This is a genomic window from Bradyrhizobium algeriense, from assembly GCF_036924595.1.
GTDB classification, from domain to species: Bacteria; Pseudomonadota; Alphaproteobacteria; order Rhizobiales; family Xanthobacteraceae; genus Bradyrhizobium; species Bradyrhizobium algeriense.
Window position 1 is genome coordinate 1,059,155 of the sequence record NZ_JAZHRV010000001.1, and the last position, 25,013, is coordinate 1,084,167.

Sequence of the window (25,013 nt, forward strand, 5' to 3'; positions counted from 1 at the left end):
GCCATGTGGATCATCGCTCCCCTGTTGTGCGGCCTGATCTTCGGCGCGGGCCTGCTGATTTCAGGCATGGTGCAGCCGACCAAGGTTTTGGGCTTTCTGGATATCTTCGGCGCGTGGGATCCGAGCCTCGCGGTGGTGATGGCCGCGGCGCTCGCGGTATCGGTGCCGGGCTTTATGCTGGCCAATCGCCATTCGCGGCCGTGGTTTGCCGGGCAATACTTCCTGCCGGGCAAATCGGGGATCGACTTGCCGCTGGTGGCGGGCGCCGCACTGTTCGGAATCGGGTGGGGTCTTGTCGGCCTGTGCCCGGGACCGGCGCTGGAAAGCCTTGCGACCCTGTCGCCCGGCATCATCGTTTTCGTCGCGGCGATGGCGGCCGGGATGATTGCGCACGATGCCTGGCAACAGGCGCGGCTGACGGCGCAACGCGACCGCACGCTGGCGAGCGCGACGGACGGTTAGGATCGCGGCCACGGATAATGCCGCGACCGCGAAAAATTCGCCCAGTTAATCCTGATAGCCGAACAGCCCGCGCGGCTGATAAGACTGCCGCGGCTGGTAATAGTAGCCCTGCGGCGCCGGCGCGTAGCCGCGGTTGCCGTAATATTGCTGCTGCTGATAGGCTTGGGTGTCGTAGACGCGGCGGCCCGGTGCAGGATAGCGCGCTTCATTCGAAGAGCCGTCGGCGGGATAGATGTAGCCATCGTCGGCCCGCGCCTGCGGCTGTTGTGGCGGCGTGATCACGACGGGATCGCCTGCTGAATCGTATTGCTGTTCATATTGCGGTTGCGGGGCGCGACGCGCGACCGCCGTGTTGGCGCGCGGCCGCGGATTGCGCGCCAGCGCCACCTGGGAGGAGCCGGTCAACGTCACCGTGGTATTGAGCACACCTTCTTGCTTCACCAGATCCCAGAGCTTTAAGGCATTCTCGCGCGATAGTCGCACACAGCCATGCGAGGCCGGGCTGCCGAGACGGTTGACGGAATCGGTGCCGTGAATGGCATGGCCGATCTTCGTGAAGAAGATCGAATGCGGCATCGGCGCGTCGTCGAATTCCTTGGAGTAGTGGTCTTCTTCCATCCGGAAGGCGCGGAAGCTGCCGTTCGGCGTCTCGTAGGAAGGAATGCCTGACGATACCGGCCAGCGATAACGCTCGACGCCGTCGACGGCGACGGTCATCTGCTGGTTATCCTTGTCGACGGTGATGGCGACTTTGGCTTCGGCTGTGCCCGCGGCAAACAGCGTCAGCGCGGCGACAGCAATGAGGAAGGAACGCATTTTACCTTTGGCCTCCCAGGCCCCTGTACTAAACGCCGGCTCTCCGTCCCCCGGCATGGACTATGCCCGGAAACCGGCACTGGTTCCAGTGGCCCGCGCCGCAATCGTTAACGCCGCCCGCGGCGCAAACAAGGCGGCAGGACGGCGCAGGCTGGCTGTGGCGCTGACTTTTTCGCGAGCGGAGGATACGGAGGTGCCGTAGCCCGGATGGAGCGAAGCGAAATCCGGGGGCCGCTGCCTGTGATTGAACACCGTGTCCCGGATTGCGCTTCGCTCCATCCGGGCTACGTATCCCCGTCAGTTCTTCAGCCGGTAACCGGTCCGGAAAATCCACCACACCAGCGCCATGCAGATGGCGAGGAAGCCGAGCGTCATGCCAAGGCTCAAGGCTACGCTGACGTCGGCGATCTCGTAGAAACTCCAGCGGAAGCCCGAGATCAGATAGACCACGGGATTGAGCAGCGTGATGGTGCGCCAGCCCGAGGGCAGCATGTTCACCGAGTAGAAGCTGCCGCCGAGAAAGGTCAGCGGCGTCACCACCAGCATCGGGATCATCTGTAGTTTCTCGAAACCGTCGGCCCAGATGCCGATGATGAAGCCGAACAGGCTGAAGGTCACCGCCGTCAGCACCAGGAAGGTCAGCATCCACCAGGGATGCATGATGTGCAGCGGCACGAACAGCGCCGCGGTGGCGAGAATAATCAGGCCGAGGATGATCGATTTGGTCGCCGCCGCCCCGACATAGCCGATCACGATCTCGATATACGAAACCGGCGCCGACAATATTTCATAGATGGTGCCGACGAATTTAGGAAAATAGATTCCGAAAGAAGCGTTGGCGATGCTCTGCGTCAGGACCGACAGCATCACCAGCCCCGGTACGATGAAGGTGCCATAGCTGACGCCCTCGACTTCCGTGATGCGCGAGCCGATCGCGGCACCGAACACCACGAAATAGAGCGAGGTGGAAACCACCGGCGAGACGATGCTCTGCAGCAGCGTGCGCCAGGTGCGGGCCATTTCGAACAAATAGATGGCGCGGATCGCACGGTAATTCATGGCGCCCTCACCAGGCTGACGAAGATGTCTTCCAGCGACGACTGTCTTGTGTCGAGGTCCGAGATCCGGATACCCGCGCTGCGGAGGTCGCCGAGCAGGCTGGTGATGCCGGTGCGGTCGCCCTTGGTGTCGTAGTCATAGATCACGGCGTGGCCGTCGTCGCACAGTTCGAGATTGTAGGCGGCGAGCGAGGCGGGGATCGCATCGATCTTGCCTTGCAAATGCACTTTCAATTCCTTCTTGCCGAGCTTCTGCATCAGCCCGGCCTTGTCCTCGACCAGGATGATCTCGCCCTTGTTGATGACGCCGATGCGGTCGGCCATCTCCTCGGCTTCCTGGATGTAATGCGTGGTCAGGATGATGGTGACGCCGGAGGCTTGGAGCGCGCGCACCACATCCCACATGCCCTTGCGCAGTTCGACGTCGACGCCCGCGGTCGGCTCGTCCAGGAAAAGAATCTGCGGCTCGTGCGACAGCGCTTTTGCGATCATCACGCGGCGCTTCATGCCGCCGGACAGCGTGATGATCTTGGAATCCTTCTTGTCCCACAGCGACAGGTCCTTCAGCACCTTTTCGATATGGGCCGGGTTCTTCGGCTTGCCGAACAGGCCGCGGCTGAAGCTGACGGTCGCCCATACGGTTTCAAAGGAATCGGTATGCAGTTCCTGCGGCACCAGCCCGATCAGCGACCGCGCTGCGCGATAATCCCGGTTGATGTCATGCCCGCCGACGGTGACGCTGCCCTCGCTCAGATTGGCGATGCCGCAAACGATGCTGATCAGCGTCGTCTTGCCGGCGCCGTTCGGCCCGAGCAGCGCAAAAATCTCGCCGCGTTTGATGTCGAGATTGATGCCGTTCAGCGCCTTGAAACCGGAGCTGTAGGTCTTTGAAAGATTTGAGACGGATATGATGGGGGGCATCGCGAGCATGGCAGTCTGAAACGGAAATGGGCGAACGACACAGCGGCGCTTCGGCTGGAATCGACGCGGGGAAGGGGTGGGAACCGGGAGATAGGGACGAACGTCTCATTCCGCAATAGTAGAATCTGCTTTGCGGAAACGAAGCCTTCGCAATGCATTTATTCTCGGCCAACCTCGAAACGTCGACGGTCTCCAAACCGCATGTTCTTATGACGCGGGCAACAGCCATTTGCCTTGTGCGGCTTGCACAACAGGCAGCCGGCCCGGGCGGACTTCGGGCGTTTGCGCTTGTGGTTCATGGGGTGATTTACACCCGCTCCACGAAACTATCGACCACCTTCTTCTCGCCGGCCTTCTCGAACGCAATGGTCAGCTTGTTGCCGTCGATCTTCACCACGTTGCCGTAGCCGAATTTCTGGTGGAACACGCGGTCGTCGAGCGAGAATTCCGAAACGGTGCCGGTGGATTTTGCGACCAGTTCGCCTTCGATCACCATCGGGCCGCGCTTGTTGCGCGAAAAGCCGCCGCCTGAGAAGGTATCGCCGCGCGAGCCGACATCGCTGCGCGAACCTGAGGTATCGCTGCGCGAACCAGAAAACGGCGACTGGCTTTCCTCGAAACCGCCGCGGGCCTGTCCGCGGCCGCCCTGTCCGCGGTTGCGGTTGGCCTGGGCGCGCTGCCAGCCCGGGGTGCTGTAGCTGGAGCCGAAGGATTCGACATTGTCGAAGCGCGACGGGCCGTAGCCGCTGCTGCCGCCCCAGCCGGAGCCGCCCTTGGATTCCGTGATCTCGACATTGGCCGCCGGCAATTCATCGAGGAAGCGCGACGGGATCGTGGTCGACCACGTTCCGTGGATGCGCCGGTTGGTGGCGAAATAGAGCTTGGCGCGGCGGCGCGCGCGGGTCAGGCCGACATGAGCGAGGCGCCGTTCTTCTTCGAGGCCGGCGCGGCCCTGTTCGTCGAGCGTGCGCTGGCTCGGAAACAGGCCTTCTTCCCAGCCGGGCAGGAACACGTTGTCGAATTCCAGTCCCTTGGCCGAATGCAGTGTCATCAGCGACGCGGCTTCATCCTCGGCGCCGCCGTCGCGGTCCATCACCAGCGAGATATGTTCGAGGAACCCTTGCAGGTTCTCGAACTCTTCCATCGAGCGCACCAGTTCCTTCAAGTTATCCAGCCGGCCCGCGGCGTCGGCGGAGCGGTCCTTTTGCCACATCTCGGTGTAGCCGCTCTCGTCGAGCACGATTTCGGCCAACTCCGTATGCGAGGTGACCTCGCGGTGGGCGCGCCAGCGGTCGAATTGTGCGACCAGCTCGCGCAGGCTCCCGCGCGCCTTCGGTTTCAGCTCGTCGGTCTCGACCACGGCGCGTGCCGCCTCGAACAGCGGAATGCGGCGCTTGCGGGCGTGGTCGTGCAGCATCTGCACGGTGGCGTCGCCAAGGCCGCGCTTCGGCACGTTGATGATGCGCTCAAAGGCGAGATCGTCGGCGGGCGAATTGATCGTGCGCAGATAGGCCAGCGCGTCGCGGATTTCGGCGCGCTCATAAAACCGCGGACCGCCGATCACGCGGTAGGGCAGGCCGAGGGTGACGAAACGATCTTCGAACTCGCGCATCTGGAACGAGGCCCGCACCAGGATCGCGACCTCGTTGAGGTTTTCGCCCGCGCGCTGCAGCTCCTCGATCTCCTCGCCGATGGCGCGGGCTTCCTCTTCCGAATCCCAGGAGCCGGTGACGGTGACTTTCTCGCCGTCGACATCCTCGGTGCGCAGCGTCTTGCCGAGCCGGCCCTCATTGTGCGCGATGAGATGCGAGGCGGCGGCGAGGATATGGCCGGTGGAACGGTAATTGCGTTCGAGGCGGATGACTTTTGCGCCGGGAAAGTCGTGCTCGAAGCGCAGGATGTTGTCGACCTCCGCGCCGCGCCAGCCATAGATCGACTGGTCGTCGTCGCCGACGCAGCAGATGTTTTTGAGGGGGGCGGCGGGCGCCGCGGCCGCGCTCGCCGTCATTCCGGGATGCGCTGAAAGCGCAGACCCGGAATCTCGAAGTGAGTCTTCGCCTGCTCGAGATTCCAGGTTCACGCCTTCGGCGTGCCCTGGAATGACAGGAGAATCGGTGCGCCCCGGAATGACGGAGGGCTCCGTCGCTCCCGGAATGATCGCCGAGAGCGGCGCCCCCGGGCGTGACGGCGCCTGCGACAGCAGCCGCAGCCAAAGATACTGCGCGACGTTGGTGTCCTGGTATTCGTCGACCAGAATGAACTTGAACCGGTTCTGGTACTGCCGCAGCACATCGGGGTTCTCACGAAACAGCCGGATGTTCTCCAGCAGGAGATCGCCGAAATCGGCGGCATTGAGGATCTTCAGCCGCTCCTGATAGCTTGCGTAGAGCTTGCCGCCCTTGCCGTTGCCGAACATCGCGGCCTCGCCCGCCGGCACCTGGCCAGGCGTCAGGCCGCGGTTCTTCCAGCCGTCGATCAGTCCGGCCAGCATGCGCGCCGGCCAGCGCTTGTCGTCGATGTTCTCGGCCTGCAGCAATTGCTTCAAGAGCCGCACCTGATCGTCGACATCGAGCACGGTGAAATTGGATTTGAGCTGCACCAGTTCGGCGTGGATGCGCAGGATGCGGCCGCCGATCGAGTGGAAGGTGCCGAGCCACGGCATGCCTTCCACGGCCTGGCCGAGCATCTGGCCGAGCCGCAGCTTCATCTCGCGCGCGGCCTTGTTGGTGAAGGTCACCGACAGGATTTCATGCGGCCGCGCCCGGCCCTGACTGAGGATGTGGGCAATCCGCGTGGTCAGCACCCGCGTCTTGCCGGTGCCGGCGCCGGCCAGCACCAGAACCGGCCCGTCCAGCGTCACGACCGCGTCGCGCTGTTCGGGATTGAGGCCGTTGAGATATTGCGGACCGGCCGCGGCCCGCGCACGCGCGGCGATGCCGCCAGCCGCAGGCTGGTGCTCGGGGACGCCGTGATGGGGCAGTTTGCTCGGCTCGGTCATGCTCGAATCGCGTTGGCCCCACGATGGCACCGTGAGGCGGTAAAGGGGAGCCTTCTTAGCAGGGATTGAGGGGCATATAGGGCCCGTCCGGCCGTTTTGACAGGTTTTATCCGGTCGCGTTTTCAGGCCCTGATCTCAGGGCTTTGCGGCGATTTTGTTCCGCTTAAATCGTCAAATTTCGGGATTTTGCGGCCCGGAACCATCATTCCCGGCCCGGATTGGTCCTGCAGGCGATGCGCGACGCGTCAGCCGCTGCCATCGCGAGAGCAACAGCCAATCGAGGTCGTGTCATGCTGAGCTGGGTCGTTACGTTTCTGATCATTGCGTTGATCGCGGGTATTCTGGGCTTCGGCGGCATCGCCGGCGCCTCCGTCGAGATCGCCAAGGCGATCTTCTTTATCGCCGTGATCCTGTTCCTGATCTCGGCTGTGGTCGGACTGGTGCGCGGACGCAGCAACGTCTAGCGACCCGGAATGGGCTATCCTGAAGGCATCGCGACCTTGCGGCCGACGCCTTCGGGCCGCGGCACGGCTGCATGCGAATCCACCACCGCCTGGATGCGGGCGCGAATGTCCGGCGGGAAAGGCGCAACTTTCCGCGCATTCATATCCATGTGGAGCGTCATGTTTTCCGAGGTGGCGGAGAGCCAGCCTTCGGTCGCGTGGCGCAGTTCCTCGAACGTATGCAGCCGCTTCTCATCATGACCTAACAGATAAACCGAAATCTGAACGGGATCGCCGAGGTGAATCTCGCGTATGTAGCGTACATGGCATTCGGCGGTGAAGGTCGAGCTGTGGCGCTCCTTCATGTAGGCCGGCCCGATCCCGAGTTGCAGCCACATCTCGTCGATCGCGCGGTCCATCATCACGTTGTAATAGGCCATGTTGAGATGGCCGTTATAGTCGATCCATTGCGGCTCGATCTGCATCACCGAGGACAGGAACGGAGCCGGCGGCAGCGGCATATTCTTCAGGCGGTCGCCGGCGGCGGCAACGGTCGTCATCATCCATCCCTTTGTTTTTGCGGGTCTCTTGACCCCCCTTATATCCTTTGCCACGGTCCGCTCAAATCCGGAGGAATTTGGCGTGGCGATGACGATAACAGGTAGTGTGAAGCGGCCGGAGCCGGAGGCGCTGGCAAGCGCGGTCGAGGCGCTGGCGGCGCGATTCGGCAACCGGCTGATTACCTCGCAGGCGGTGCGCGAGCAGCACGCCCATACCACCACATGGCTTCCGACGCAGCCGCCCGACGCGGTGGTGATGGCGCAGGAAACGTCTGATATCCAGGACGTGGTGCGGATCTGTGCCAAGCACGGCGTTCCCGTGATCGCGTTCGGTACGGGTACGTCGCTGGAGGGCCAGGTCAACGCGCCGGCCGGCGGCGTCTGCATCGATTTGCGCGACATGAACCGGATTCTCGAAGTTCATGCCGAGGATCTGGATTGCGTGATCCAGCCGGGCGTCACCCGCAAGGCGCTGAACGAGCATCTGCGCGACCAGGGGCTGTTCTTCCCGATCGATCCCGGCGCCGACGCCTCGCTCGGCGGCATGGCTTCGACGCGGGCCTCAGGGACCAATGCGGTGCGTTACGGCACCATCCGCGACAACGTGCTGGCGCTCAAAGTGGTGCGCGGCGACGGCGAGATCATCACGACCGGCACGCGGGCGAAAAAATCAGCGGCCGGTTACGACCTGACGCATCTGTTCGTCGGCGCCGAGGGTACGCTCGGTATCATCTCCGAACTCACCATCAAGCTGCGCGGCATCCCCGAGACGATCGCGGCCGCCGCCTGTTCGTTCGAGACCGTGCGCGGCGCCTGTCAGGCCACGATCCTCGCCATCCAGACCGGGATTCCGCTCGCGCGGATCGAACTGCTCAACGCCGAGCAGGTTCGCGCCTGCAATGCCTATTCGAAGCTGACCTTGCCGGAGACGCCGCTGCTGCTGCTGGAATTCCATGGCAGCGAGGTCGAGGTGGCCGAGCAGTCGAGGAATTTCAGCGAGATCGCCAAGGAATGCGGCGGCGGCGATTTCACCTGGACCACCAAGCCGGAGGACCGCACCAAGCTGTGGCAGGCGCGACATGACGCCTATTGGTCGGTGAAGGCGCTGCGTCCCGGCGCGGGCGTGGTGGCGACCGATGTCTGCGTGCCGATCTCGAGGCTTGCCGATTGTGTCACCGAGACCGAGGACGATCTGAAGCGGCTCAATCTGTTGTCGCCGATCGTCGGCCATGTCGGCGACGGCAACTTCCACTGCTCGCTGGTCTGCGACATCGACAATTCGGAGGAAATGGCCCGCGGTGAGGACTTCATGCATCGCCTGGTCGAGCGCGCGCAGGCGATGGGCGGCACATGCACCGGCGAACACGGCATCGGGCAGGGCAAGCAGAAATACCTCGAGGCCGAGCTCGGCCCCGAGGCGATCGACGCCATGCGCGCGCTGAAGCTGGCGCTCGATCCGCAGAACATTTTCAATCCCGGCAAGATCCTGCCGGCGAACTAGGGCACCCCGGATCAAGTCCGGGGCATGCATCGCTCAAAAACGCTACAGCCCTGCCCAGCGACAGCCACCTTCGTGTTGAAACCGCTGGTGGTGGGCGAGGGCTTGCAACGGCGTTGTTCGCTCAAGGGTTGTACATTGTGGCGACCGTCGCAGTTTGGTTCCAAACATAGCCTCGTTTCAACACAGCGCCGCCCGACTTAAACATCGTCGCGCCCGAAGTTCCCTCTTCAGCTTGGTTCCGCAACATGTGTTGCGTGTGCGTGCGTGATGAGGTGCGTTGATGCGTTTTCTTTCCTGGGGGATTGTTGCCGCTTGTGGCTTTTTACTGGCAGGTCCGGCGGCGAAGGCTGCCGAAATCCGTATTCCGGACCTGCCTTCGCCTCAATACAACTGGACCGGGTTCTATGCGGGCGTTTACGGCGGTGGCGCGTATGCCGCGTGGGCGGCCGATTACTGCCGAAATGGTGCTTGTCGTCATGCGGAGGGGCAGGCCGGCGGCTTCGCCATCGGCGTCTATGGCGGCTACAACTATCAATTCGCCAACCGCTTTGTGATCGGCGGCGAACTCGATTGGGGCAAGTCCACGTCGTCACGGGACGAGCACGTCTTTGGCGACAGCGCGTTGCTGTCGAGCTTCGGCGCATTCGGCTCCGCCCGCCTGCGCGCAGGCTACGCGTTCGACCGCCTGCTGGCGTTTGGTGCAGTCGGTGTCGGCGTGGCCAGCATCGGCAACGGCTACCGCTACACCGTTCAGAAGGGGTGTGACACCATAGAGCAGGTTATCTGGGATGAACAGGTCAAGGCCGGGCTGATCGCGGGCGGCGGCTTCGAGTATGCTTTCACCAAGCATTTCGTCGGGCGCGGTGAATATCTCTACGCTAATTATGGCAGCGTCACGCTGTCCAGCCGGGACCGCACCCGCACTGAATTCCGCAACGAGATGCATCTCGTGCGCGTCGGCGCCAGCTACCGGTTCTGATACTCCGCTTGGGCTTGAACGTGATCCGCCACCCCGGGATGAACGCAATTGCGTTCACCCTGAGGTGGCCGCGCGCAGTGCGGCCCTCGAAGGGCGACGGCCACAACTCGGGCCGCTCATCCTTCGAGGCTCGCTTCGCTCGCGCCTCCAGCGACAACGGCGAAGCCGTTGCGCAGGGATGACGGAGATAGTGAGAACGCATTACCTCGATCTAATAGCGCGTTGACGCAGAAACAAAATTTGGTCGAGCGCATTTTTCTGTATGAGCAGAGATTGGTTCAATATCTTCGCTTTGACAGTCGGGGCCCTGCTGCCCATTGCGCTCGTTGTTGTCGTGTTCGCTCTACGTTAGAGCCTGACAAATCATTTCCGACGCCGCATGAGCTATGCAGGTGCCTCCACAAATCAATCAGTAGTGCTGACCAGTCGACGACGTCTGGGAAGCCGCGCGCGGCATGTCATGCTGGTAACATTTTGTCTCAGTAGCTTTCGAACCGTCTTCTCGAACTCATTTAAGGACTTCCAATCATCCAGGATCTCCAGTCATCGACAAGGGAGGTCAACCATGAAGATCGTCGTGATCGGCGGCACCGGCCTGATCGGCTCGAAGACCGTCGCCATTCTGCGCCAAGGTGGCCACGAAGTCCTCGCCGCCTCGCCCAACGGCGGCGTCAACACCATCACCGGCGAGGGGCTCAATGAGGCCCTGGCCGGCGCGCAGGTCGTGATCGACCTGGCCAATTCGCCCTCATTTGAAGACAAGGCGGTGCTGGAGTTCTTCGAGACCTCCGGCCGCAACCTTCTCGCAGCGGAGGCCGCAGCCGGAGTCCGACACCATGTCGCGCTCTCCATCGTCGCAATCGACCGAACAGACAATGGCTATTTCCGCGCCAAGGTCGCCCAAGAGAAACTGATCGAGACCTCCGGCATCCCATACACCATCGTCCGCTCAACCCAGTTCCTGGAATTCCTCCGCGGCGTCGCCGATTCAAGTGCGGACGGAAGCCTGGTCAGGCTCCCGCCCATCCTGTTCCAGCCGATCGCGGCAGACGACGTTGCTGCCATCGTTGCCGATGTGGCACTCGCGGCGCCGCGAAGCGGCATCGTGGAGATCGCCGGCCCGGAACGAGCGCCGTTCAACGAAATCGTCGCCCGTTATCTGAAGGCTGTTGGCGACCCGCGTGAGGTAGTGAGCGATCCCGAGGCCCGATACTGGGGCGGCCGGGTCGAGGAGCACTCGCTCGTGCCGTTGGGCGAAGCACGCCTCGGCCGCATCGGTTTCGACGAATGGTTCCGCCGCTCACAGGCTGCAACCTGACCCCGATCGGAGGTACGCCCTGTCCGTCACGAGCGTGTCCCGGGCAACGAACGAAGGAGGCGACCATGACGATCAAACTCGTTGCGTTGGTTCTTCTGTGCCTCATGACGGGCACGGCGGCGGCACAGGAGCCCAAGGTCACGTCACTCATGTCTAAGGATCTTCCGGAGAATCCCGGCAGGGAAGCTCTGATGATCACAGTCGAGCATGCGCCCGGCGGGTCGAGCGCTATCCACCGACACAATGCACATGCGTTTGTTTACGCGCTGGAGGGCTCCGTCGTGATGCAGCTGAAGGGTGGACAACAGGTGACACTGACACCAGGACAGTCCTTCTATGAAGGCCCTGACGATGTTCATGTCGTCGACCGGAACGCAAGCGGCACCCAGCCGGCGAAATTCCTGGTGCTCTTGATCAAGGACAAGGGCGCCCCCGCACTCGTGCCCGCACAGTGACTGTTACGGCAACCCAAGTACACGAAAGGTAAGGCAATCAGCAGGGACGGACCCGAACTTGAACTTGCCGCGGGCCGGGCGGTTGGCCCTGCGACTGGATGCCGCCGGCATCGATTTTTCGTCCGTGACCGACGTGGCGCTTACCCGCTAATGAGTTCACGGCCTAACTAAATCATCGCGCTTTAGTCGTTCGACCGCGGCGCCGTGATTGCCTTGCGGATCGCTGTGAGCGGCGCGGTGTCGTCGAATTCGAGATCTTCGCCAATCCGCTTCAGTCCGAGGTCGCGCCAGAGCGCAGCAAGATCTGGCGTCACCGGCTTCGGCCCCATCTCGTCGTGGAGCCGGGTCAGCACGTCGACGCCGACGGCCTTGTCAGCGGTTGCAAGAATGCGCTCGATCGACCAGTCCTGCTCATGACTGCCGCCGGCGGCGAGCACGCCGCGCATCGCGTCCTGTAGCCCGCGGCGATTATTCGTCGCTTTGCGGATTTCGATATCGGCCAGCAGGCAGAACATCGCGCCGCCCCAGTATCTGCGCCCCCAGGTGGGCGTGTTGTCGAGGCCCTGGTCGCCGGCCTGCGGCAAACCTTTGGGCATGTCGCGCATCATCGCCTGCCAGATTTCACGCTCGTTAAGGTCTCCGGCCTGCACCCGCGCGACCGGCTCGACATAGACGGCCAGTCCTTCCGACAGCCATGCGTAGCGATCGGGCATGTCGGGCAGGGCGGTATGCACCATCTCGTGCACCATCACCCAGTCGCGCTGCAAGACATCCTCGGTGGAATCGCGGCCGAGCGGAATGCGAATGGCGGCGCCGCGATAGCCCCACGTCGTGCCGCCGCGGATGCGCCCGCCATCGACGGGCACCAATAATAGCCGCAGCGAGGCGACGGGAAACCGCCCGTAATAGGTCGTGACGGCCCGGGCCGACATCCTGATCCAGCCGAGCAGTTTTTCCCTGGGGAGTGCGATGTCGCCCGGCGCGAACGCGACATGGATGGTGCCGCCAGGCACTTCAAGATCGGTCCTGGGCAGCCGGTCGAACGCATCGTAGGGCATGCGGTCGCCGCGCATATATTCCGATTGCGCGTCGGCGCGGAACGATAGGGCGCTTGCCAGCATCGCGGCGAGGACGGCGGCAGCAACGGTCCAGCGAAAGGCGCCGGCGGATTTCATCGCAGCACGCTTTGCACTACGGCAGGTCGGTGCTGCTCGGTGCCTTGCGCGATGAAGGCGGCGGCCTGTTCGTGGAGATCGTCAAGCATGGCGGCGAGCAAGGCTTCGCCCTTGGCCGATGTCGCCCGCGTCGGATCGCCATAGCTGCCGGAGCGGCTGTAGTTCGGTGAATTCGGGTCCGACGGTGTTAATGCGCCCGGCGTCCCCTGTTTCAGCTCAGGGCTGGCTTCGGCGCGCGTCATGTCGACCACGTGCGGCGCCAACGCCAGCATCAGCGACGTTTCCAGTTCGTCGGCATGGCTGCCGTGGCTCTGCTCGGCCAATTGCCTGGCCACGCGGGGATAGCGCGGACCTTCGTGGATCCACAAATGCTTGATCCGCTCGCTGGCGAGGCGCGCCAGGGCGCGGTCTACCGGCGCCAGCGTGCTGATCCCGGTATTGAGCACGAGCAGCTTTGGGCATGCGCTGCCGAGAATCTGCCCCGCCACCTCGCGCACGAGCGCCTCGAAGGTCGAAATCGAAAGGCTGCTGCTGCCGGCATATTCGACGAAGGCGGGGTAATGGCCATAGGTCAGCGTCGGCCAGATCAGCGCGTCGATTTTTTCCGCCATCCGGCCGGCGAGCCATTCGGCCTGAATGCGGTCGGTATTGAGGGGGAGGTGGAAGCCGTGCTGCTTGGCCGCGGCGCCGATCGGCAATATGGCCACCGCGCCATCATTGATGCGCTGCGCGACTTCGTCCCAATGCATGCGCTCGATGAAATGGCGATCGGTGTCTATTCCCATTCGCCGGGCGCCCCTCTTTATGAACCGACGGAAACATCCGTCAAAAGTCCTGCCGTGATCCAGCCGTGCAGATAGCCCGCGCCGCGGCCCGCCGCGCTGTCGGGATCGTCATAGGTAGCTAGCATTTCGCAGAGCACGCCAAACGGAATGCCGTTCGCGGCCTCGTCCCACATCATCGCCTCTTCCGCCGAAAGTTCGCGGAACATCGGCGTGACGTCCTGGCGCCAGATCAGGAGATGCGCGGGCTGCTGCAGCCCGGTCGCGTCCGGCGGCGCCTCGTCGTTCTTGAGCGCAAGCCAGATTGCAGCCGCATTGGTCGCAACGTCGAGCCGGAATGCAGTGGGATGCGGCCGGAATCGGAGGCCCGACCATGCTTCGGGCGCAAAGCCTGCCATGTCGGTCAACGCGACGATCTTGCCTTCCGCGGCGTCGAAGGCGTCGTTGAGCGCCTTTTCGAGTGCGGCGAGATCGGACAGCTCGGGATGGTCGGAGTAGGGGGCGGTCGATTTGAGGAACGCCGGCAGGCCTTGCGAGAACCAGCGCAGGTTCGGATGCCCGGACGGGCGCGCCTTGACGTAAGCGTGGCCCATCTCATCGAACACCTCGTCGCCGAGATAAAGATGCAGCAGCTCATGGTCGTTGCGCATGGCCTCGACCAGCCGCGAGCCATAGGCATAGCGATAGACGCCGAACAGCACCTCGCGCTTCTCCCGCGGGCTGTCGAGGATTTCAGCCAGCACCTTTTCGTCGCCATCAAGGATGCCGCGCTGAAACTCGGCCTGCTGTCGCGCGAAGTCGCTCATCCCGTCTGCTTGCCTGCCGGCAGAATTTTTTCGGCCATCTCGCGGGTCCTGGCAATCTCGATCAGCAGTTCGTCGAGCGGCGGAATGTTGTCGTCGCGCTCGATCATGGTCGAGACCCGGCCAAAGCGTTTCAGGGCTGCGGCATAGAGCTCCCAGACATCCTCGCACACCGGGTGGTCGTGGGTGTCGATGATATGGGTGCCCATGTGGCTGTGGCCGGCCATGTGAAACTGCACCACGCGATCCGCCGGAATTCCATTGAGGAAGGTCATGGGATCGTAGCCGTGGTTGAAGGCGCTGACATAGACGTTGTTGACGTCGAACAACAGCCAGCATCCGGCGCGTCGCGACAACTCGGACAGGAATTCCCATTCCGGCATTTCGGAATTGTTGAACTGAACGTAGGTCGAGACATTCTCCAGCACGATGGCGCGGCCGAGGAAGTCCTGCACCAGCTGGACGCGGCTGACGACGTGATCGAGCGCTTCCTTCGTGTAAGGAATCGGCAAGAGATCATGCAGGTTCTTGCCGTGGACGCCGGTCCAGCATAGATGGTCCGACACCCATTTCGGCTCGACGCGCTTGGCGAGATCCTTCAAGGCTTGCAGATATTCGAAATTCGGCGGCGCGGTGGAGGCGATCGACATCGACACGCCGTGCATCACCACGGGATAGCGTTCGCAAATGCGATCGAGCGTGCGCAGCGGTTGGCCGCCGGGCAGCATGTAATTTTCGCTGATGACCTCGAACCAGTCGATCGGCGGATTGCCGCCCAGGATTTCGTCGTAATGCTGGTGGCGCAGGCCGAGCCCGAAACCGAGGAAGGGCGGCTTGGCCGATGTCGCCGGACGGTCTGCAAGCGCGGCCGCCGAAGTGTCTGGCAATCTGCTCGCGACGTTCATCTCGTCTCCGCTCGAACGGCACCGCCATACAATGCGTGTCCCAAACTGTGCCGTCAACCTAGCATGGATGCGAGGCCCGGCCTACACCGGGCCCCGATGGGACCGCCACTAGGACGGCATGAACTTGCCCTTGGCGGCGTCGCACTTTTCCTTGGTCATGGCCGAGAAGCCCTGGCCCTTGCAGGCGTTCTGGCCCTTGCAGGCATTTGCCCCGCCCTTGCATGCGCTCTGGCCCTTGCAGGCGTTGGCGCCGACGCACTTGCCTTCGCCGGCTGCGTAGGTAGGGCTCGACATGGTGGCGCCCGCCAGGAACAGGGTGGCTGCGGCGGCGGCAATGGCGGTGCCGGACTTGGATGTCATCTTCATGGGTATCCTCCAAAAGAAGTGAGAGGGTGCATCGCCCGCAAGCCGCGACAGTTCCAGCCGACAAACGGCACCCGAAGGTAGTTACGCGGTGGATCTGGCCCTGGTTACGCGCGGGGCCGAATTTATTTCAGCCGCCGGATCGAAACAACGAGGGCCCGGCAGCAGCGCCGAGCCCTCCCTCGCACCTGGTCCGCCGATCAACCCTTGACGAACTTGGCACCCTTGGCGGCGCACTCCTTTTCGGAGGCCATCGAGAAGCCGGTGCCCTTGCAGGCGTTCTGGCCCTTGCAGGCATTGGCCCCGCCCTTGCAAGCGCTCTGGCCCTTGCAGGCGTTGCCGGCCATGCACTTGCCCGCAGCGGCGTTCGCTGATGTCGACACTGTCGACACCACCGAGCCGGCGAGGAACAGGGTGGCAGCGGCAGCGGCAAGCGTCGCACCGGACTTGGAATTCAACTTCATGACGATCTCCTCGATGATTGTTTGAAGACAATACGCCGTGCGCACCCGTTGATCTCTCGATCACGGACCCCACAACGCAAGCGATGTGACGGATGGCAATCGGGTCGCGGAGGCCTGCCGTAAACGGTGGGTCTCCGTGACCTTGGTGCTCATCCAGAGCCAGCTACGGGGCATCGGGCGATTTGGTTACAAAGTTTCAAAAGAAAATTTTCTTTTTTTCATTTGGACATCCCGCCCATATCTAACCCCGGCGGTTCCAAAGTATTTCGTTGCGCATGACAGAGACCTTCGCGGCACGTGCGCCGTGCGGAAAGCGCAGCGCTTCAACGGATTAGCCGGGATGCGGCGGTCGGTTGCATTGCACAACGAGATTCAATCAAGCTATCCACGCACAGGTTTCAGCCTTGCCATCTGCGCAACCGTGGCCCGCAACTCCTCGGCATTGAAGGAGGGAAACGAACAGATGCGGTTGCTGCAGGCGAACGCCGCGGGTTCGCCAAGGTCGGGATATTCGACGTCGGAGTTGGGCAGCTTGCCCTCGCGCAGATCGAGCCACTCCAGCCGCTTGTAGCGGGCCGGCAGCGCGCGGGCCAGGGCATGCAAGCTTTTCGCGCGGGCGTCGTCCTTGTGTCCGACGATTGTCATGTGGGTCGGCTCGGCCGCGAGTTCTTCGTCGGCGAGCAGGACGCCGGGTACGGGACGCATCATTCCGGCCGCGGCACTGGCGAGATAGCGCATCGCGTGCGCGGCGTGCTCGCGATAGGTCTCGCTGCCGAAGTAGCGGTTGAGCAGGTTCGTGAACCTTGCGACCTGCACCTGGTCGTCAATCAGCTTGGCGGGTTTTGCGAGCACGCCGGTCTTGCCTTCCGCGGTCTTCGAGGTCACGAAGCCGCCGGCCTCATCCCGGAAGGTCGCGACGAAATCGCCGGCCTTGGCGGCGGCGGTGAGCCAGTTGCGACTTCCCGTGGCGGCATAGAGATCGAGGAAGGCCTGGCCCATCGAGAGCGTGTCGGCCAGAAATGGTCCGCCGCGATCCTTCTCGCCATGACGGAAACCGCCATCCGGCAGCGCGCGGTTGTCGATCACCCATTTCGCAGCGCGTTCCGCGACCGCCAGCACCTTGGGATCATTGGTAACGTTGTAGTACGCGGCAAGTCCTGAAATGGCCCAGCCATTTTCGCGCGCGTATAAATTCTTGTCGATGCGCGGCATGCCCAGTTTGCGGCGCTCGCCGTCCGGGAGCGCGTAATATTTGTGCCCATCGGTATCGTGGTCGAGATCGGCGTCCTGGCTGACATAGAACGCACCGTCAGGGCTGGTCAAAAACTCCGCGAGATAGCGTTCGATGTTGCGTGCTGCGGCAAGATATTTTGGATCCTTCCACAGCGCATAGGCCTGGCTGTACTGCCGGAGATATTGCGCCTGGAACGACATGATCTTTTCGAAATGCGCGCGGGTCCAGGAGCCGCCTTCGGAATACTGGTACACGCCGCCCCATACCGGATCGATCAGCGCGATAGCGGCATCCAGGGTCTGCCGGGCGCGCTTGATTGCCACGGCGTCGCCGGCCTCGGCGCGGGTGATCGCAAGATCCATGCTGTCGGCGTCGATGAATTTCTGGTTCTCGCCCCAGCCGCCGAGTTTTTCCTCGTAGGATTCGTCGACATTCTTCGTCAACGCGGCGCGCTGCGCCTTGTCGAGGAAGGCCGAGGTCGACGGCTTGACCTCAAAGGCTTCGCCGACCGACGGTCCGGGTGAGGGATCGTCGATGATCGCCTTGAGAAGCGCCTGCATCCGCTCCGGCTCGATATAGCCCCTGATCTTGGCGATCTCGGTGCCGTCGGGGCCGAACACGATGGTCGCCGGCCAGCCCCAGTCACCATAGCGGCTCGACAGATCCGGGTTGGCGTCCTGATCGACCCGCACCGGCAGATATTTCGCGGCGAGCAATTCCCTGACCTCGGGATTGGCGTAGGTCGTCTTCTCCATGACATGGCACCAGTGGCACCACACCGCCTCGAGATCGAGGATGACGAAGCGCTGCTCGGCCTGCGCGCGGGCGAACAGATCGTCGCTCCATTCACTCCATTTCGGCCCGTCCGAAGCGAACGACGGAGACGCGGCAAAGGCGGCGAGGGCGAAGGCGGCAAGGCGGACGAGTTTCATGGCGGCTCCCGGAAACGCTGGCGTTTCGCCAGCTACGCGGCAGGCGAAATCCGGGCTCAGCTTTTCGGGCGCTGTCACAGCATTGTGAGATCAGGTCGATTTCTCACTGCGGCCGGCCGCATTCACCAGCAGCCGGTCCAGTGACACGGCGCCGGGACCGCAGATCGCCAACCACATGAAGCCGGCGAAGTAGACTGCCTCCTCGAAGCCGAGCAGCGTCTCCAGCGAATCGACGTCGCCCCATTTCGCCGCCTTGATGGCAACGACCATGACCACCGCCAGCATCGCGGCCGGGATTCGCGTGAACAGGCCGAGGATCAGCATGGTGCCGCCGAAGAATTCGACGCCGGCTACGAAGGGGGTGAGGATGTTCGGGAATGGAATGCCCCAGCCGACAAAATTTTCGGTCACCTGCTCAAGATGGGTGAGCTTGCCCCAGCCGGACAGCATGAAGGTGTAGCCGACGATCAGCCGCATGATCAGGGGCCCGGCCCAGGAAAAATACGATGCGATTTGCGCGGGCAGCAGGATGAGCAGATGGACGATGAAATACATGCGAATCCCCCTTTAACTATTGGCGATGCCGCAACCTGCGGCTTCTTTCAATCCAGTGCGCACAAAAAGCCACGGCCGCGATTGCGGCGATCTGGTCCTGACAGGAATTTCGCAATGGCTGGCCCGCTTGTTACGGGCCTAACCGAAATTTTGCAGTGCGGGGAAAGTCTCCAGCAGCCAGATGCTGATGCTGGTGACGGAACCGGTCAGGAAGCCGATGCCGGTGATCACCATCAGGATGCCCATGGCATGCTCGACCTTGCCGAGGTGCCGCTTCATCCGCGCGAACAGCGAGGAGAACTGCTCGATCATGAAGGCTGCCAGCAGGAACGGAATTCCGAGCCCGGCGGAATAGACCGCGAGCAGGCCGGCGCCCTTGGTGACGGTGGCCTCAGCGGCTGCGATCGACAGGATCGCTGCCAGAATGGGGCCGATGCAGGGCGTCCAGCCGAAGGCGAAGGCGAGGCCCATGGCATAGGCGCCCCACAGGCCGACCGGCTTCGGCATCGTCATCCGTCCCTCGCGCATCAACAGCCCGATCCGGGTCAGGCCAAGGAAATGCAGGCCCATGATGATGATCACGATGCCGGCCAGGATCGAGAGTTCTGCCGACCAGGCGCGGATCAGGCCGCCGATCAGGGAAGCGCTGGCGCCGAGCGCCACGAAGACGGTGGAAAAGCCCAGCACGAACATCAGCGCCGAAGCCATCACCGCCCGCCTGGAGGTCTTCGCGGTCTCCTCATTGGCGACATGCTCGATGGTCGCGCCGGTGAGATAGATCAGATAGGGCGGCACCAGCGGCAGCACGCAAGGGGACAGGAAGCTGACGAGACCGGCAATCAGGGCCGCCGGGATGGAAACATCGTGCATTGCATGACCTTCGAGAATTGCCACAAGGCATAGCGCCGTACTGGCTTGTACGGAACAGACAATCGATAAGTTTCGTCGCCATTACGGCTCAAGTTCGGTCACAGAGGCGTGTCCGGGGTGCCGAAACGGCCTCGCGGCTGAAACATACGCTGGTATGGTCGCGTAAAAGCCGGTAAGCGGCCCCGCGAAACAGGACCCTGCATGCGCCTCGGCATCCGCACCGCCATTTCCGCCCTCGTGCTGACGTCCATCGTCGTCAGCGCCGTCGGCGTGCATTTGTTGTGGTGGCGCACCGCCCATCAGGTGAGCCAGACGCTGGCCAACACCATCAACGACCAGATCGTTTCGGCAGTGGGTGACGAACTGCAATCGGTCACGACGGAGGCGCGCTCGTCGATGATGGCGGTGCGAACGCTACTCGCCGAAAAAGTGTTCGATCCGCGCGATGCCCGAAAACGCGAAGTCGTTTTCCGGTCGCAATTGCTGTCGCAGCCGACCATCTCCTGGGTGGCGTTCGGATGGCCGGATGGATCGTTCTTTGCCGGCCACAAAGCCGGCGACGGTGTGATCGAAATGCTGGAGATCGCGCCCGACCGCAACATGCGCATCAATCGCTACGAATTCGTCGGCAACGATCTTCGGCTCAAGGCCAGCTGGTTCGAAGAAACCGACTATTCCGTGACGGAGCAAGAATGGTTTCGGGTCGCCAAAGAGACCAACGATGAATACTGGTCGACGCTGACGACGCATCCGCGCGGCGAACGGCTGGCAGCGGCTTTTTCGGCCCCTCTCGACATCGATAAGAAGCCGGCCGGCGTCATCGCCATCATCATCGAACTGACGCGGGTGTCGAATTTCCTGTCGCAGCTCACGGTCGGAAAATCCGCCGGCGCCTTCATCCTCGAGCGGAACGGCAAGGTGGTGGCCTCACCCGATCCGAACGCCAACGAGGCGGTGGCGCTGAAAACCGATCATCCGCTGTTTCCCATTGCGGTCGAGGCGATACAGAACGCCAGTGCTTACGAACCGGGTGAAGGGCAGCCGTTCAACACCAAGGTGGTTCGCGACGGCAAGGCCTATCAGGCGGTGCTGACGCCGATTTCGTTTCCGGGCTGGTCGCTGGTGACGGTGGTGCCGGAATCGGAATTTCTCGGACCGGTGCAGATGACGATCCGGAATTTGCTGATCGGGCTGGCGGTGTTGATCGTTTTCGCCGGGCTCTTGTCGGCATGGCTCGCCCAGCGCCTGATCGCCGCGCCGCTGATCAAGGTGGTCAACGAGATCAGGCATGTCGAGCGTTTTGATCTCGACAAGGTGCAGCGGCATCCGTCGCGGCTGACCGAGATCGGGAATCTTTCAGGCGCCATCGGCGACATGGCGCAGGGGCTTGCCGCGTTCCGTAAATACATTCCGGCCGACCTGGTGAGGCGGCTGATCAGCGACGGTAATGGTGCGCGCCTCGGTGGTGCGATACGGCCGATGAGCGTGATGTTCATCGATCTCGCCGGCTTTACCGGCATGTCGGAGCGTCTCGGCGACCGCATCATTCCGCTGCTGTCGCGCTATTTCGACAGCGTCTCGGTGCAGATTCAAAACCAGAACGGCACCATCGACAAATTCATCGGCGATGCCGTGATGGCGTTCTGGGGCGCGCCGGCGCCGAATCCCGATCATGCCGTCGATTGCTGCCGGGCGGCCCTGGCATGCCGGCACGCGGTGGAAGAGGCCGGCCTCGTCGACGACCACGGCGAGAGCGTCAAGATTCGCATCGGCATCAATTCCGGCGACATGCTGGTCGGCAATATCGGATCGGAAGTCCGGCTGAATTACACCGTGATCGGCGATGCCGTGAATATTGCGAGCCGGCTGGAGAGCACCAACAAGGCGTACGGCTCCACGATCATCATCGGCCCCGAAACGCGCCGGCTGGCGGGGAAAAGCATCGTGGTTCGCGAACTCGACCGGCTGGCGGTCTATGGCCGCGCCGGCGGACTGCAGATCTATGAATTATTGGGCATGGCCGGTGAGTTCGGCGGCGCCCCCGACTGGGTGGCCTCGTATGAATCCGGCCTCGCCGCCTTCCGCGCGCGTGATTTCAAGGCCGCGATTGCTGCGTTCGAGAGCGTGCTGGAAATCCGTAACGATGCTGCGTCATCGGCGATGATCGAACGCTGCCGGCAGCAGCTCGAAAATCCCGCCGGTGAAGATTGGGACGGTACGACGGTCGCCCGATCCAAGTAGCCCGACGCGGCCGCCGCAGCCTTGCGCGAGGCGGCGGCTTTGCCATAGATGTGCCGGCCGTGACGCCACATGTCATGGCGATCGACAGGGAAGCCGCCAGCGTTGAAAATCCTGCTGACCCATACGCCCCAGTCTCGCGCCCAGTATTATGGCGCGCGCAGCCTCGAGGGGCTGCAAGCCATCGCACAGGTCAAGCTGCATCAATCAAGCGACGCGCTCGACGCCACCGGCCTGATCGAGGCCGCAGGCGACGTCGACGTCATCGTCGCCGACCGGCTCACGGCGGGGCCAAGCGAGATATTTCCAGCGCTGCCAAAACTGCGCGCCTTCGTTCGCTGCGCGGTCGATATCCGCAATATCGATGTCGAAGCCGCGTCCGCGGCCGGCGTGCTGGTGACGCGGGCCGGGCCGGGCTTCGTCCAATCGGTCGCCGAACTCGCGGTCGGCTTCATGGTCGATCTGTCGCGCGGTGTCTCGCGCGCGACCGCCGACTACCATTCGGAGCGCAAGCCCGAGATCATCATGGGCCGGCAACTGGCCGGCAGCCGCCTCGGCATTGTCGGCTACGGCAGCATCGGCCGTTACCTGGCTGATATCGCGAAGGTGCTGAGGATGGAGGTGCTGGTCGCTGATCCCTTTGCAACCGTGAGCGATGCCACGATCCGGCATGTGCCGCTCGACGATCTGCTGGCGCGCGCTGACTTTGTCGTCTGTCTCGCTATTGCCAACGAGCAAACCGAAAACCTGATCGGGCAGGCGGCGCTGGCGCGCATGCAGAGCCATGCCTTCTTCATCAACCTGTCGCGCGGCAATCTCGTCGACGAGGCCGCGTTGTCAGCGGCGTTGCGCGAAAACCGCATCGCCGGTGCCGCGATGGATGTCGGCCGCGCGCTGGACCAGATGCCGTCGCCTGAGCTGGCAAAACTGCCGAACGTCATCGCAACGCCGCATATCGGCGGACTGACGCCGCCGGCGATCGAGAGCCAGTCGCTGGAAACGGTGCGGCAGGTGGAGCAGATTGTCGCCGGCAAGATACCGATCGGCGCGGTCAACGCCGATCGCTGGATACGGAGATGATTGTCACGCTCGGCGCCCAACTCGCCCTATGGCGGGTCTACATTGCCGCCGCCCCGTTTGTGCTGCTCGATTGTCGTGCTGGGGGCGTCGCGCACTGGTAGGGTCGGGTGATCCGCAAGGTGCCGCGCCAGTTGCGGTGCCGCGGTGCTGGTGCCTATCAGGCGAAACACGGCGCCGCTCCTGGTGCCTCCGGCGCGTATGCCCTGAAGAGCGTACGACTCGTCGCAGGGCAGCACATAGTCGGGACCGACGCGTGGTGAGTAGGGGCGCGCTGGGCCCGCGGACGAATAAGGCGACTTCCGCCTATCCAGGATCACGTAACCACCGGCGACGTGCACGTCGGCGTCGTAGGCGGTTGCAATCCCGTTGAGGGTGCCGAGGCGATGGATCAGCGACCCGGCTTTGTCGAACTCTCCGTCGACGCGGGTGCAACTGGCCGCTGCCGACCGGGTTCGCTCCCACTCGGGGTCGACAAAATACGAAAGCTTGGCGCCTGTGCGAACGCCCATGTTCGGGTCGCTGCGTGCGACGTATGCGTGGACATCGGCGTAATGGTGATGGTCGTGGGGCACACCGGCGACGCTGATTCTATAGTCCCCATGCTCCGCCACGAGTCCGGCTGAAGCGACGGTGGATTTCACTTCAAGCCGCCACATCGTGTCATCGGCGTCCCACGTGATCGGCCCGTCCACCCCGGCAAGCGAGGTAGCGGTGCTTGGCATTGTGTAAGGAATACCGCTGGGCGATGTCAGGGTCACAGTAACACCGCTGGCATGGGCTGTCTTCATCCACACCTCGCAGAAGCAAAGCACCGTATTGTCCGGAGGAAGGCGCCAGATCCATTCGACGTGGTCAGGCTGGTCATGGTGCCTGTGGAAGACCACGTGGCCCTCGGTAAGGTAGGAATTGCCCGCCGCGAGGAAGATCTCGAGGTTGGGTTTCCCGCCGCTCCCATTGTAGTCGGCAACGAGCGCGCTCAATGCCTCCTCCAGCAACCCCATGCCATCGTGCGGTCCGGTCGTCGGTCCGTAGCTGAGATTGATGAGCACGCGCTCGGTGACGTTTGGCTTGGCAAACGACAGCACATACTGGATGCCCTGGACGACATAGGTCGGGAGCCAGACGCCGGTCGCGTCACGGAGGTTGTCCTCCGAGAATTGCACAAACACCACCTCGGCGCTCGAGGCAACGTCGGTGCCCGGCCTCCAGCTCGGCGGGTCGCGCCGGTCACCCGGAGGCGAGGGACCAATACGCGAAGAGGTCGGAATCCGCCCCGCAAGCACATCCATCACATGCGCACCGTGCGCCTCCCGGTACTTGAGACTGGTGAAGTCAGCCTCTGCGTAACAGTGTTCCTCGTTAATGCGGTTTTGTGACGTCGAATGCAATCCTATCCATTCGTCAAGACCGATTTCCCCGGGCGCAAGAAGAGTTGCGAAATCGCGCCGGTACTCGAGACCGTAACCGAAATCCGTTAGCCGCTTGCCGAAATCGCGTCCGTTGATTGTGACCGGCTGCTTGTCCTGGTTCTGGTCCCAGATGGCCCGCACCCGCGTGCTGACAGCACCGGTCGTCTTGAGAAAATGTGCCGCGGCGAACGGGCAGCCATCGTCGAGCATGCCGATCAATAGTGCTCCGGGCGGATCCTTGCCCTCATCGTAGCGATCCGCAAGGACAGCTTTCCTATTGAGTATTTCCGGGGACGACGGCCGCACCGGAAGCGACAGCTCAACCCTGGAAACATACTCCCTCCAAATCGGGAATGCTCCATGCTCGTCGGTCACCGCCGCTTTGCGGCAGCGCATCGTGACATATCGGGTATTGCCAACGTCGGGGCCGAACTCGACGCCGAAATCTTCGCGCGCAATCATGGCACTCTCGAACGTGCGCACGAATTCAACCTGCTTCAACTCCACAAGCAGGAGCAACCTGAAACGATCTTCATCGAAAAACCGAAACTTCTTCCCGAAATCCTCGAAGTCGGTCGAGAAGTTCGCGAAGTCAGAATCGATTGCGTACCGGAGGTACGGGCCAAAGCAGTTCGGAAATTCCCTGTCGGCCATGGAACGTTCTCCACTTCGGGTTACAAATGATCCCTGGC

General features: G+C 62.8%; 23 protein-coding genes and 1 pseudogene. 9 read left to right on the forward strand and 15 right to left on the reverse strand.

Annotated features, from left to right (window positions below):
• The first annotated feature begins 3 nt into the window (after window positions 1-3).
• Window positions 4-462: a DUF6691 family protein gene (locus V1286_RS05065; protein ID WP_334477985.1), complete on the forward strand. Its 459-nt coding sequence runs from the start codon at window positions 4-6 to the stop codon at window positions 460-462.
• A gap of 45 nt (window positions 463-507) precedes the next feature.
• Here the strand turns inward: V1286_RS05065 and V1286_RS05070 are convergent, their stop codons facing one another.
• From V1286_RS05070 to V1286_RS05085, 4 genes are all read right to left on the reverse strand, one after another.
• Window positions 508-1,278: a L,D-transpeptidase gene (locus V1286_RS05070; protein WP_334477986.1), complete on the reverse strand. Its 771-nt coding sequence runs from the start codon at window positions 1,276-1,278 to the stop codon at window positions 508-510.
• A gap of 297 nt (window positions 1,279-1,575) precedes the next feature.
• On the reverse strand, window positions 1,576-2,337 hold the full coding sequence (locus V1286_RS05075; RefSeq protein ID WP_334477987.1) for an ABC transporter permease: 762 nt from the start codon (window positions 2,335-2,337) through the stop codon (window positions 1,576-1,578).
• Entirely contained in the window at window positions 2,334-3,257 is a 924-nt protein-coding gene (locus V1286_RS05080) for an ABC transporter ATP-binding protein (protein ID WP_334489536.1), read from the reverse strand. Before V1286_RS05080 ends, V1286_RS05075 begins: the two co-directional genes overlap by 4 nt.
• 307 nt (window positions 3,258-3,564) lie before the next feature.
• The gene (locus tag V1286_RS05085) at window positions 3,565-6,255 is read right to left on the reverse strand and encodes an ATP-dependent helicase (RefSeq protein WP_334477989.1); all 2,691 of its coding nucleotides are present in this window, start codon (window positions 6,253-6,255) and stop codon (window positions 3,565-3,567) included.
• Between the two features lie 290 nt (window positions 6,256-6,545).
• Here V1286_RS05085 and V1286_RS05090 point away from each other — a divergent pair, with 290 nt between their 5' ends.
• On the forward strand, window positions 6,546-6,719 hold the full coding sequence (locus V1286_RS05090; protein ID WP_247780452.1) for a DUF1328 domain-containing protein: 174 nt from the start codon (window positions 6,546-6,548) through the stop codon (window positions 6,717-6,719).
• A 14-nt stretch (window positions 6,720-6,733) separates the two neighbouring features.
• Here V1286_RS05090 and V1286_RS05095 read toward each other — a convergent pair whose 3' ends face one another.
• On the reverse strand, window positions 6,734-7,219 hold the full coding sequence (locus V1286_RS05095) for a thioesterase family protein (protein ID WP_417021239.1): 486 nt from the start codon (window positions 7,217-7,219) through the stop codon (window positions 6,734-6,736).
• A gap of 121 nt (window positions 7,220-7,340) precedes the next feature.
• On the opposite strand from V1286_RS05095, the gene V1286_RS05100 reads away from it, so the two are divergent.
• The 5 genes and pseudogenes from V1286_RS05100 to V1286_RS05120 all read left to right on the forward strand — a co-directional run.
• Window positions 7,341-8,759, forward strand: a complete 1,419-nt coding sequence (locus tag V1286_RS05100; RefSeq protein WP_334477992.1) for an FAD-binding oxidoreductase — start codon at window positions 7,341-7,343, stop codon at window positions 8,757-8,759.
• A 280-nt stretch (window positions 8,760-9,039) separates the two neighbouring features.
• Window positions 9,040-9,738, forward strand: a complete 699-nt coding sequence (locus tag V1286_RS05105; protein WP_334477993.1) for an outer membrane protein — start codon at window positions 9,040-9,042, stop codon at window positions 9,736-9,738.
• 565 nt (window positions 9,739-10,303) lie between these two features.
• The gene (locus tag V1286_RS05110) at window positions 10,304-11,056 is read left to right on the forward strand and encodes an SDR family oxidoreductase (RefSeq protein ID WP_334477994.1); all 753 of its coding nucleotides are present in this window, start codon (window positions 10,304-10,306) and stop codon (window positions 11,054-11,056) included.
• 65 nt (window positions 11,057-11,121) lie between these two features.
• Window positions 11,122-11,511, forward strand: a complete 390-nt coding sequence (locus tag V1286_RS05115) for a cupin domain-containing protein (protein ID WP_334477995.1) — start codon at window positions 11,122-11,124, stop codon at window positions 11,509-11,511.
• Between the two features lie 43 nt (window positions 11,512-11,554).
• Window positions 11,555-11,656 (forward strand): annotated as a pseudogene (locus V1286_RS05120) (MBL fold metallo-hydrolase); the annotation flags it as partial.
• A gap of 37 nt (window positions 11,657-11,693) precedes the next feature.
• Here the strand turns inward: V1286_RS05120 and V1286_RS05125 are convergent.
• The 9 genes from V1286_RS05125 to V1286_RS05165 form a co-directional block, all read right to left on the reverse strand.
• Window positions 11,694-12,686 (reverse strand): hypothetical protein, encoded by a 993-nt coding sequence (locus V1286_RS05125; protein WP_334477996.1) that lies wholly within the window; start codon window positions 12,684-12,686, stop codon window positions 11,694-11,696.
• Window positions 12,683-13,471, reverse strand: coding sequence for a creatininase family protein (locus V1286_RS05130; RefSeq protein ID WP_334477997.1), 789 nt, complete (start codon window positions 13,469-13,471; stop codon window positions 12,683-12,685). Before V1286_RS05130 ends, V1286_RS05125 begins: the two co-directional genes overlap by 4 nt.
• 17 nt (window positions 13,472-13,488) lie before the next feature.
• A complete protein-coding gene (locus V1286_RS05135; protein ID WP_334477998.1) occupies window positions 13,489-14,274 on the reverse strand; it encodes a DNA-binding domain-containing protein in 786 nt (261 codons plus the stop codon).
• Complete coding sequence (bufB, locus tag V1286_RS05140; protein WP_334477999.1) at window positions 14,271-15,176, reverse strand: MNIO family bufferin maturase; 906 nt, start codon at window positions 15,174-15,176, stop codon at window positions 14,271-14,273. The genes V1286_RS05135 and bufB overlap by 4 nt, the downstream gene beginning before the upstream one ends.
• 108 nt (window positions 15,177-15,284) lie before the next feature.
• Window positions 15,285-15,542 (reverse strand): BufA2 family periplasmic bufferin-type metallophore, encoded by a 258-nt coding sequence (gene bufA2, locus V1286_RS05145; protein WP_244608308.1) that lies wholly within the window; start codon window positions 15,540-15,542, stop codon window positions 15,285-15,287.
• A 197-nt stretch (window positions 15,543-15,739) separates the two neighbouring features.
• Window positions 15,740-16,003, reverse strand: coding sequence for a BufA2 family periplasmic bufferin-type metallophore (gene bufA2, locus V1286_RS05150; protein ID WP_190241832.1), 264 nt, complete (start codon window positions 16,001-16,003; stop codon window positions 15,740-15,742).
• Window positions 16,004-16,384: 381 nt separating this feature from the next.
• Window positions 16,385-18,169: a thioredoxin domain-containing protein gene (locus tag V1286_RS05155; protein ID WP_334478001.1), complete on the reverse strand. Its 1,785-nt coding sequence runs from the start codon at window positions 18,167-18,169 to the stop codon at window positions 16,385-16,387.
• 90 nt (window positions 18,170-18,259) lie between these two features.
• Window positions 18,260-18,724: a DoxX family protein gene (locus V1286_RS05160; RefSeq protein WP_334478003.1), complete on the reverse strand. Its 465-nt coding sequence runs from the start codon at window positions 18,722-18,724 to the stop codon at window positions 18,260-18,262.
• A 138-nt stretch (window positions 18,725-18,862) separates the two neighbouring features.
• Window positions 18,863-19,594 carry a cytochrome c biogenesis CcdA family protein gene (locus V1286_RS05165; protein WP_334478005.1) on the reverse strand — a complete coding sequence of 244 codons (732 nt, stop codon included), beginning with the start codon at window positions 19,592-19,594 and terminating at the stop codon, window positions 18,863-18,865.
• A 201-nt stretch (window positions 19,595-19,795) separates the two neighbouring features.
• Between V1286_RS05165 and V1286_RS05170 the strand changes: the two genes are divergently transcribed.
• A complete protein-coding gene (locus tag V1286_RS05170; RefSeq protein ID WP_334478006.1) occupies window positions 19,796-21,835 on the forward strand; it encodes an adenylate/guanylate cyclase domain-containing protein in 2,040 nt (679 codons plus the stop codon).
• Between the two features lie 102 nt (window positions 21,836-21,937).
• The gene (locus V1286_RS05175) at window positions 21,938-22,912 is read left to right on the forward strand and encodes a hydroxyacid dehydrogenase (protein ID WP_334478008.1); all 975 of its coding nucleotides are present in this window, start codon (window positions 21,938-21,940) and stop codon (window positions 22,910-22,912) included.
• Between the two features lie 26 nt (window positions 22,913-22,938).
• Here V1286_RS05175 and V1286_RS05180 read toward each other — a convergent pair whose 3' ends face one another.
• The gene (locus V1286_RS05180; protein WP_334478009.1) at window positions 22,939-24,975 is read right to left on the reverse strand and encodes a S8/S53 family peptidase; all 2,037 of its coding nucleotides are present in this window, start codon (window positions 24,973-24,975) and stop codon (window positions 22,939-22,941) included.
• Window positions 24,976-25,013 lie beyond the last annotated feature (38 nt).

What these genes read in the sequence shown, in the direction of transcription:
- V1286_RS05095 (WP_417021239.1), bottom strand. Translation starts at nt 7,219, where the DNA reads ATGCCGCTGCCGCCGGCTCCGTTCCTGTCCTCGGTGATGCAGATCGAG.
- bufA2 (WP_244608308.1), bottom strand. Translation starts at nt 15,542, where the DNA reads ATGAAGATGACATCCAAGTCCGGCACCGCCATTGCCGCCGCCGCAGCC.
- bufB (WP_334477999.1), bottom strand. Translation starts at nt 15,176, where the DNA reads ATGAACGTCGCGAGCAGATTGCCAGACACTTCGGCGGCCGCGCTTGCA.
- V1286_RS05160 (WP_334478003.1), bottom strand. Translation starts at nt 18,724, where the DNA reads ATGTATTTCATCGTCCATCTGCTCATCCTGCTGCCCGCGCAAATCGCA.
- V1286_RS05180 (WP_334478009.1), bottom strand. Translation starts at nt 24,975, where the DNA reads ATGGCCGACAGGGAATTTCCGAACTGCTTTGGCCCGTACCTCCGGTAC.
- V1286_RS05080 (WP_334489536.1), bottom strand. Translation starts at nt 3,257, where the DNA reads ATGCCCCCCATCATATCCGTCTCAAATCTTTCAAAGACCTACAGCTCC.
- V1286_RS05155 (WP_334478001.1), bottom strand. Translation starts at nt 18,169, where the DNA reads ATGAAACTCGTCCGCCTTGCCGCCTTCGCCCTCGCCGCCTTTGCCGCG.
- V1286_RS05170 (WP_334478006.1), top strand. Translation starts at nt 19,796, where the DNA reads ATGCGCCTCGGCATCCGCACCGCCATTTCCGCCCTCGTGCTGACGTCC.
- V1286_RS05085 (WP_334477989.1), bottom strand. Translation starts at nt 6,255, where the DNA reads ATGACCGAGCCGAGCAAACTGCCCCATCACGGCGTCCCCGAGCACCAG.
- V1286_RS05165 (WP_334478005.1), bottom strand. Translation starts at nt 19,594, where the DNA reads ATGCACGATGTTTCCATCCCGGCGGCCCTGATTGCCGGTCTCGTCAGC.
- V1286_RS05070 (WP_334477986.1), bottom strand. Translation starts at nt 1,278, where the DNA reads ATGCGTTCCTTCCTCATTGCTGTCGCCGCGCTGACGCTGTTTGCCGCG.
- V1286_RS05075 (WP_334477987.1), bottom strand. Translation starts at nt 2,337, where the DNA reads ATGAATTACCGTGCGATCCGCGCCATCTATTTGTTCGAAATGGCCCGC.
- V1286_RS05130 (WP_334477997.1), bottom strand. Translation starts at nt 13,471, where the DNA reads ATGGGAATAGACACCGATCGCCATTTCATCGAGCGCATGCATTGGGAC.
- V1286_RS05105 (WP_334477993.1), top strand. Translation starts at nt 9,040, where the DNA reads ATGCGTTTTCTTTCCTGGGGGATTGTTGCCGCTTGTGGCTTTTTACTG.
- V1286_RS05125 (WP_334477996.1), bottom strand. Translation starts at nt 12,686, where the DNA reads ATGAAATCCGCCGGCGCCTTTCGCTGGACCGTTGCTGCCGCCGTCCTC.
- V1286_RS05090 (WP_247780452.1), top strand. Translation starts at nt 6,546, where the DNA reads ATGCTGAGCTGGGTCGTTACGTTTCTGATCATTGCGTTGATCGCGGGT.
- V1286_RS05110 (WP_334477994.1), top strand. Translation starts at nt 10,304, where the DNA reads ATGAAGATCGTCGTGATCGGCGGCACCGGCCTGATCGGCTCGAAGACC.
- V1286_RS05115 (WP_334477995.1), top strand. Translation starts at nt 11,122, where the DNA reads ATGACGATCAAACTCGTTGCGTTGGTTCTTCTGTGCCTCATGACGGGC.
- V1286_RS05135 (WP_334477998.1), bottom strand. Translation starts at nt 14,274, where the DNA reads ATGAGCGACTTCGCGCGACAGCAGGCCGAGTTTCAGCGCGGCATCCTT.
- bufA2 (WP_190241832.1), bottom strand. Translation starts at nt 16,003, where the DNA reads ATGAAGTTGAATTCCAAGTCCGGTGCGACGCTTGCCGCTGCCGCTGCC.
- V1286_RS05065 (WP_334477985.1), top strand. Translation starts at nt 4, where the DNA reads ATGTGGATCATCGCTCCCCTGTTGTGCGGCCTGATCTTCGGCGCGGGC.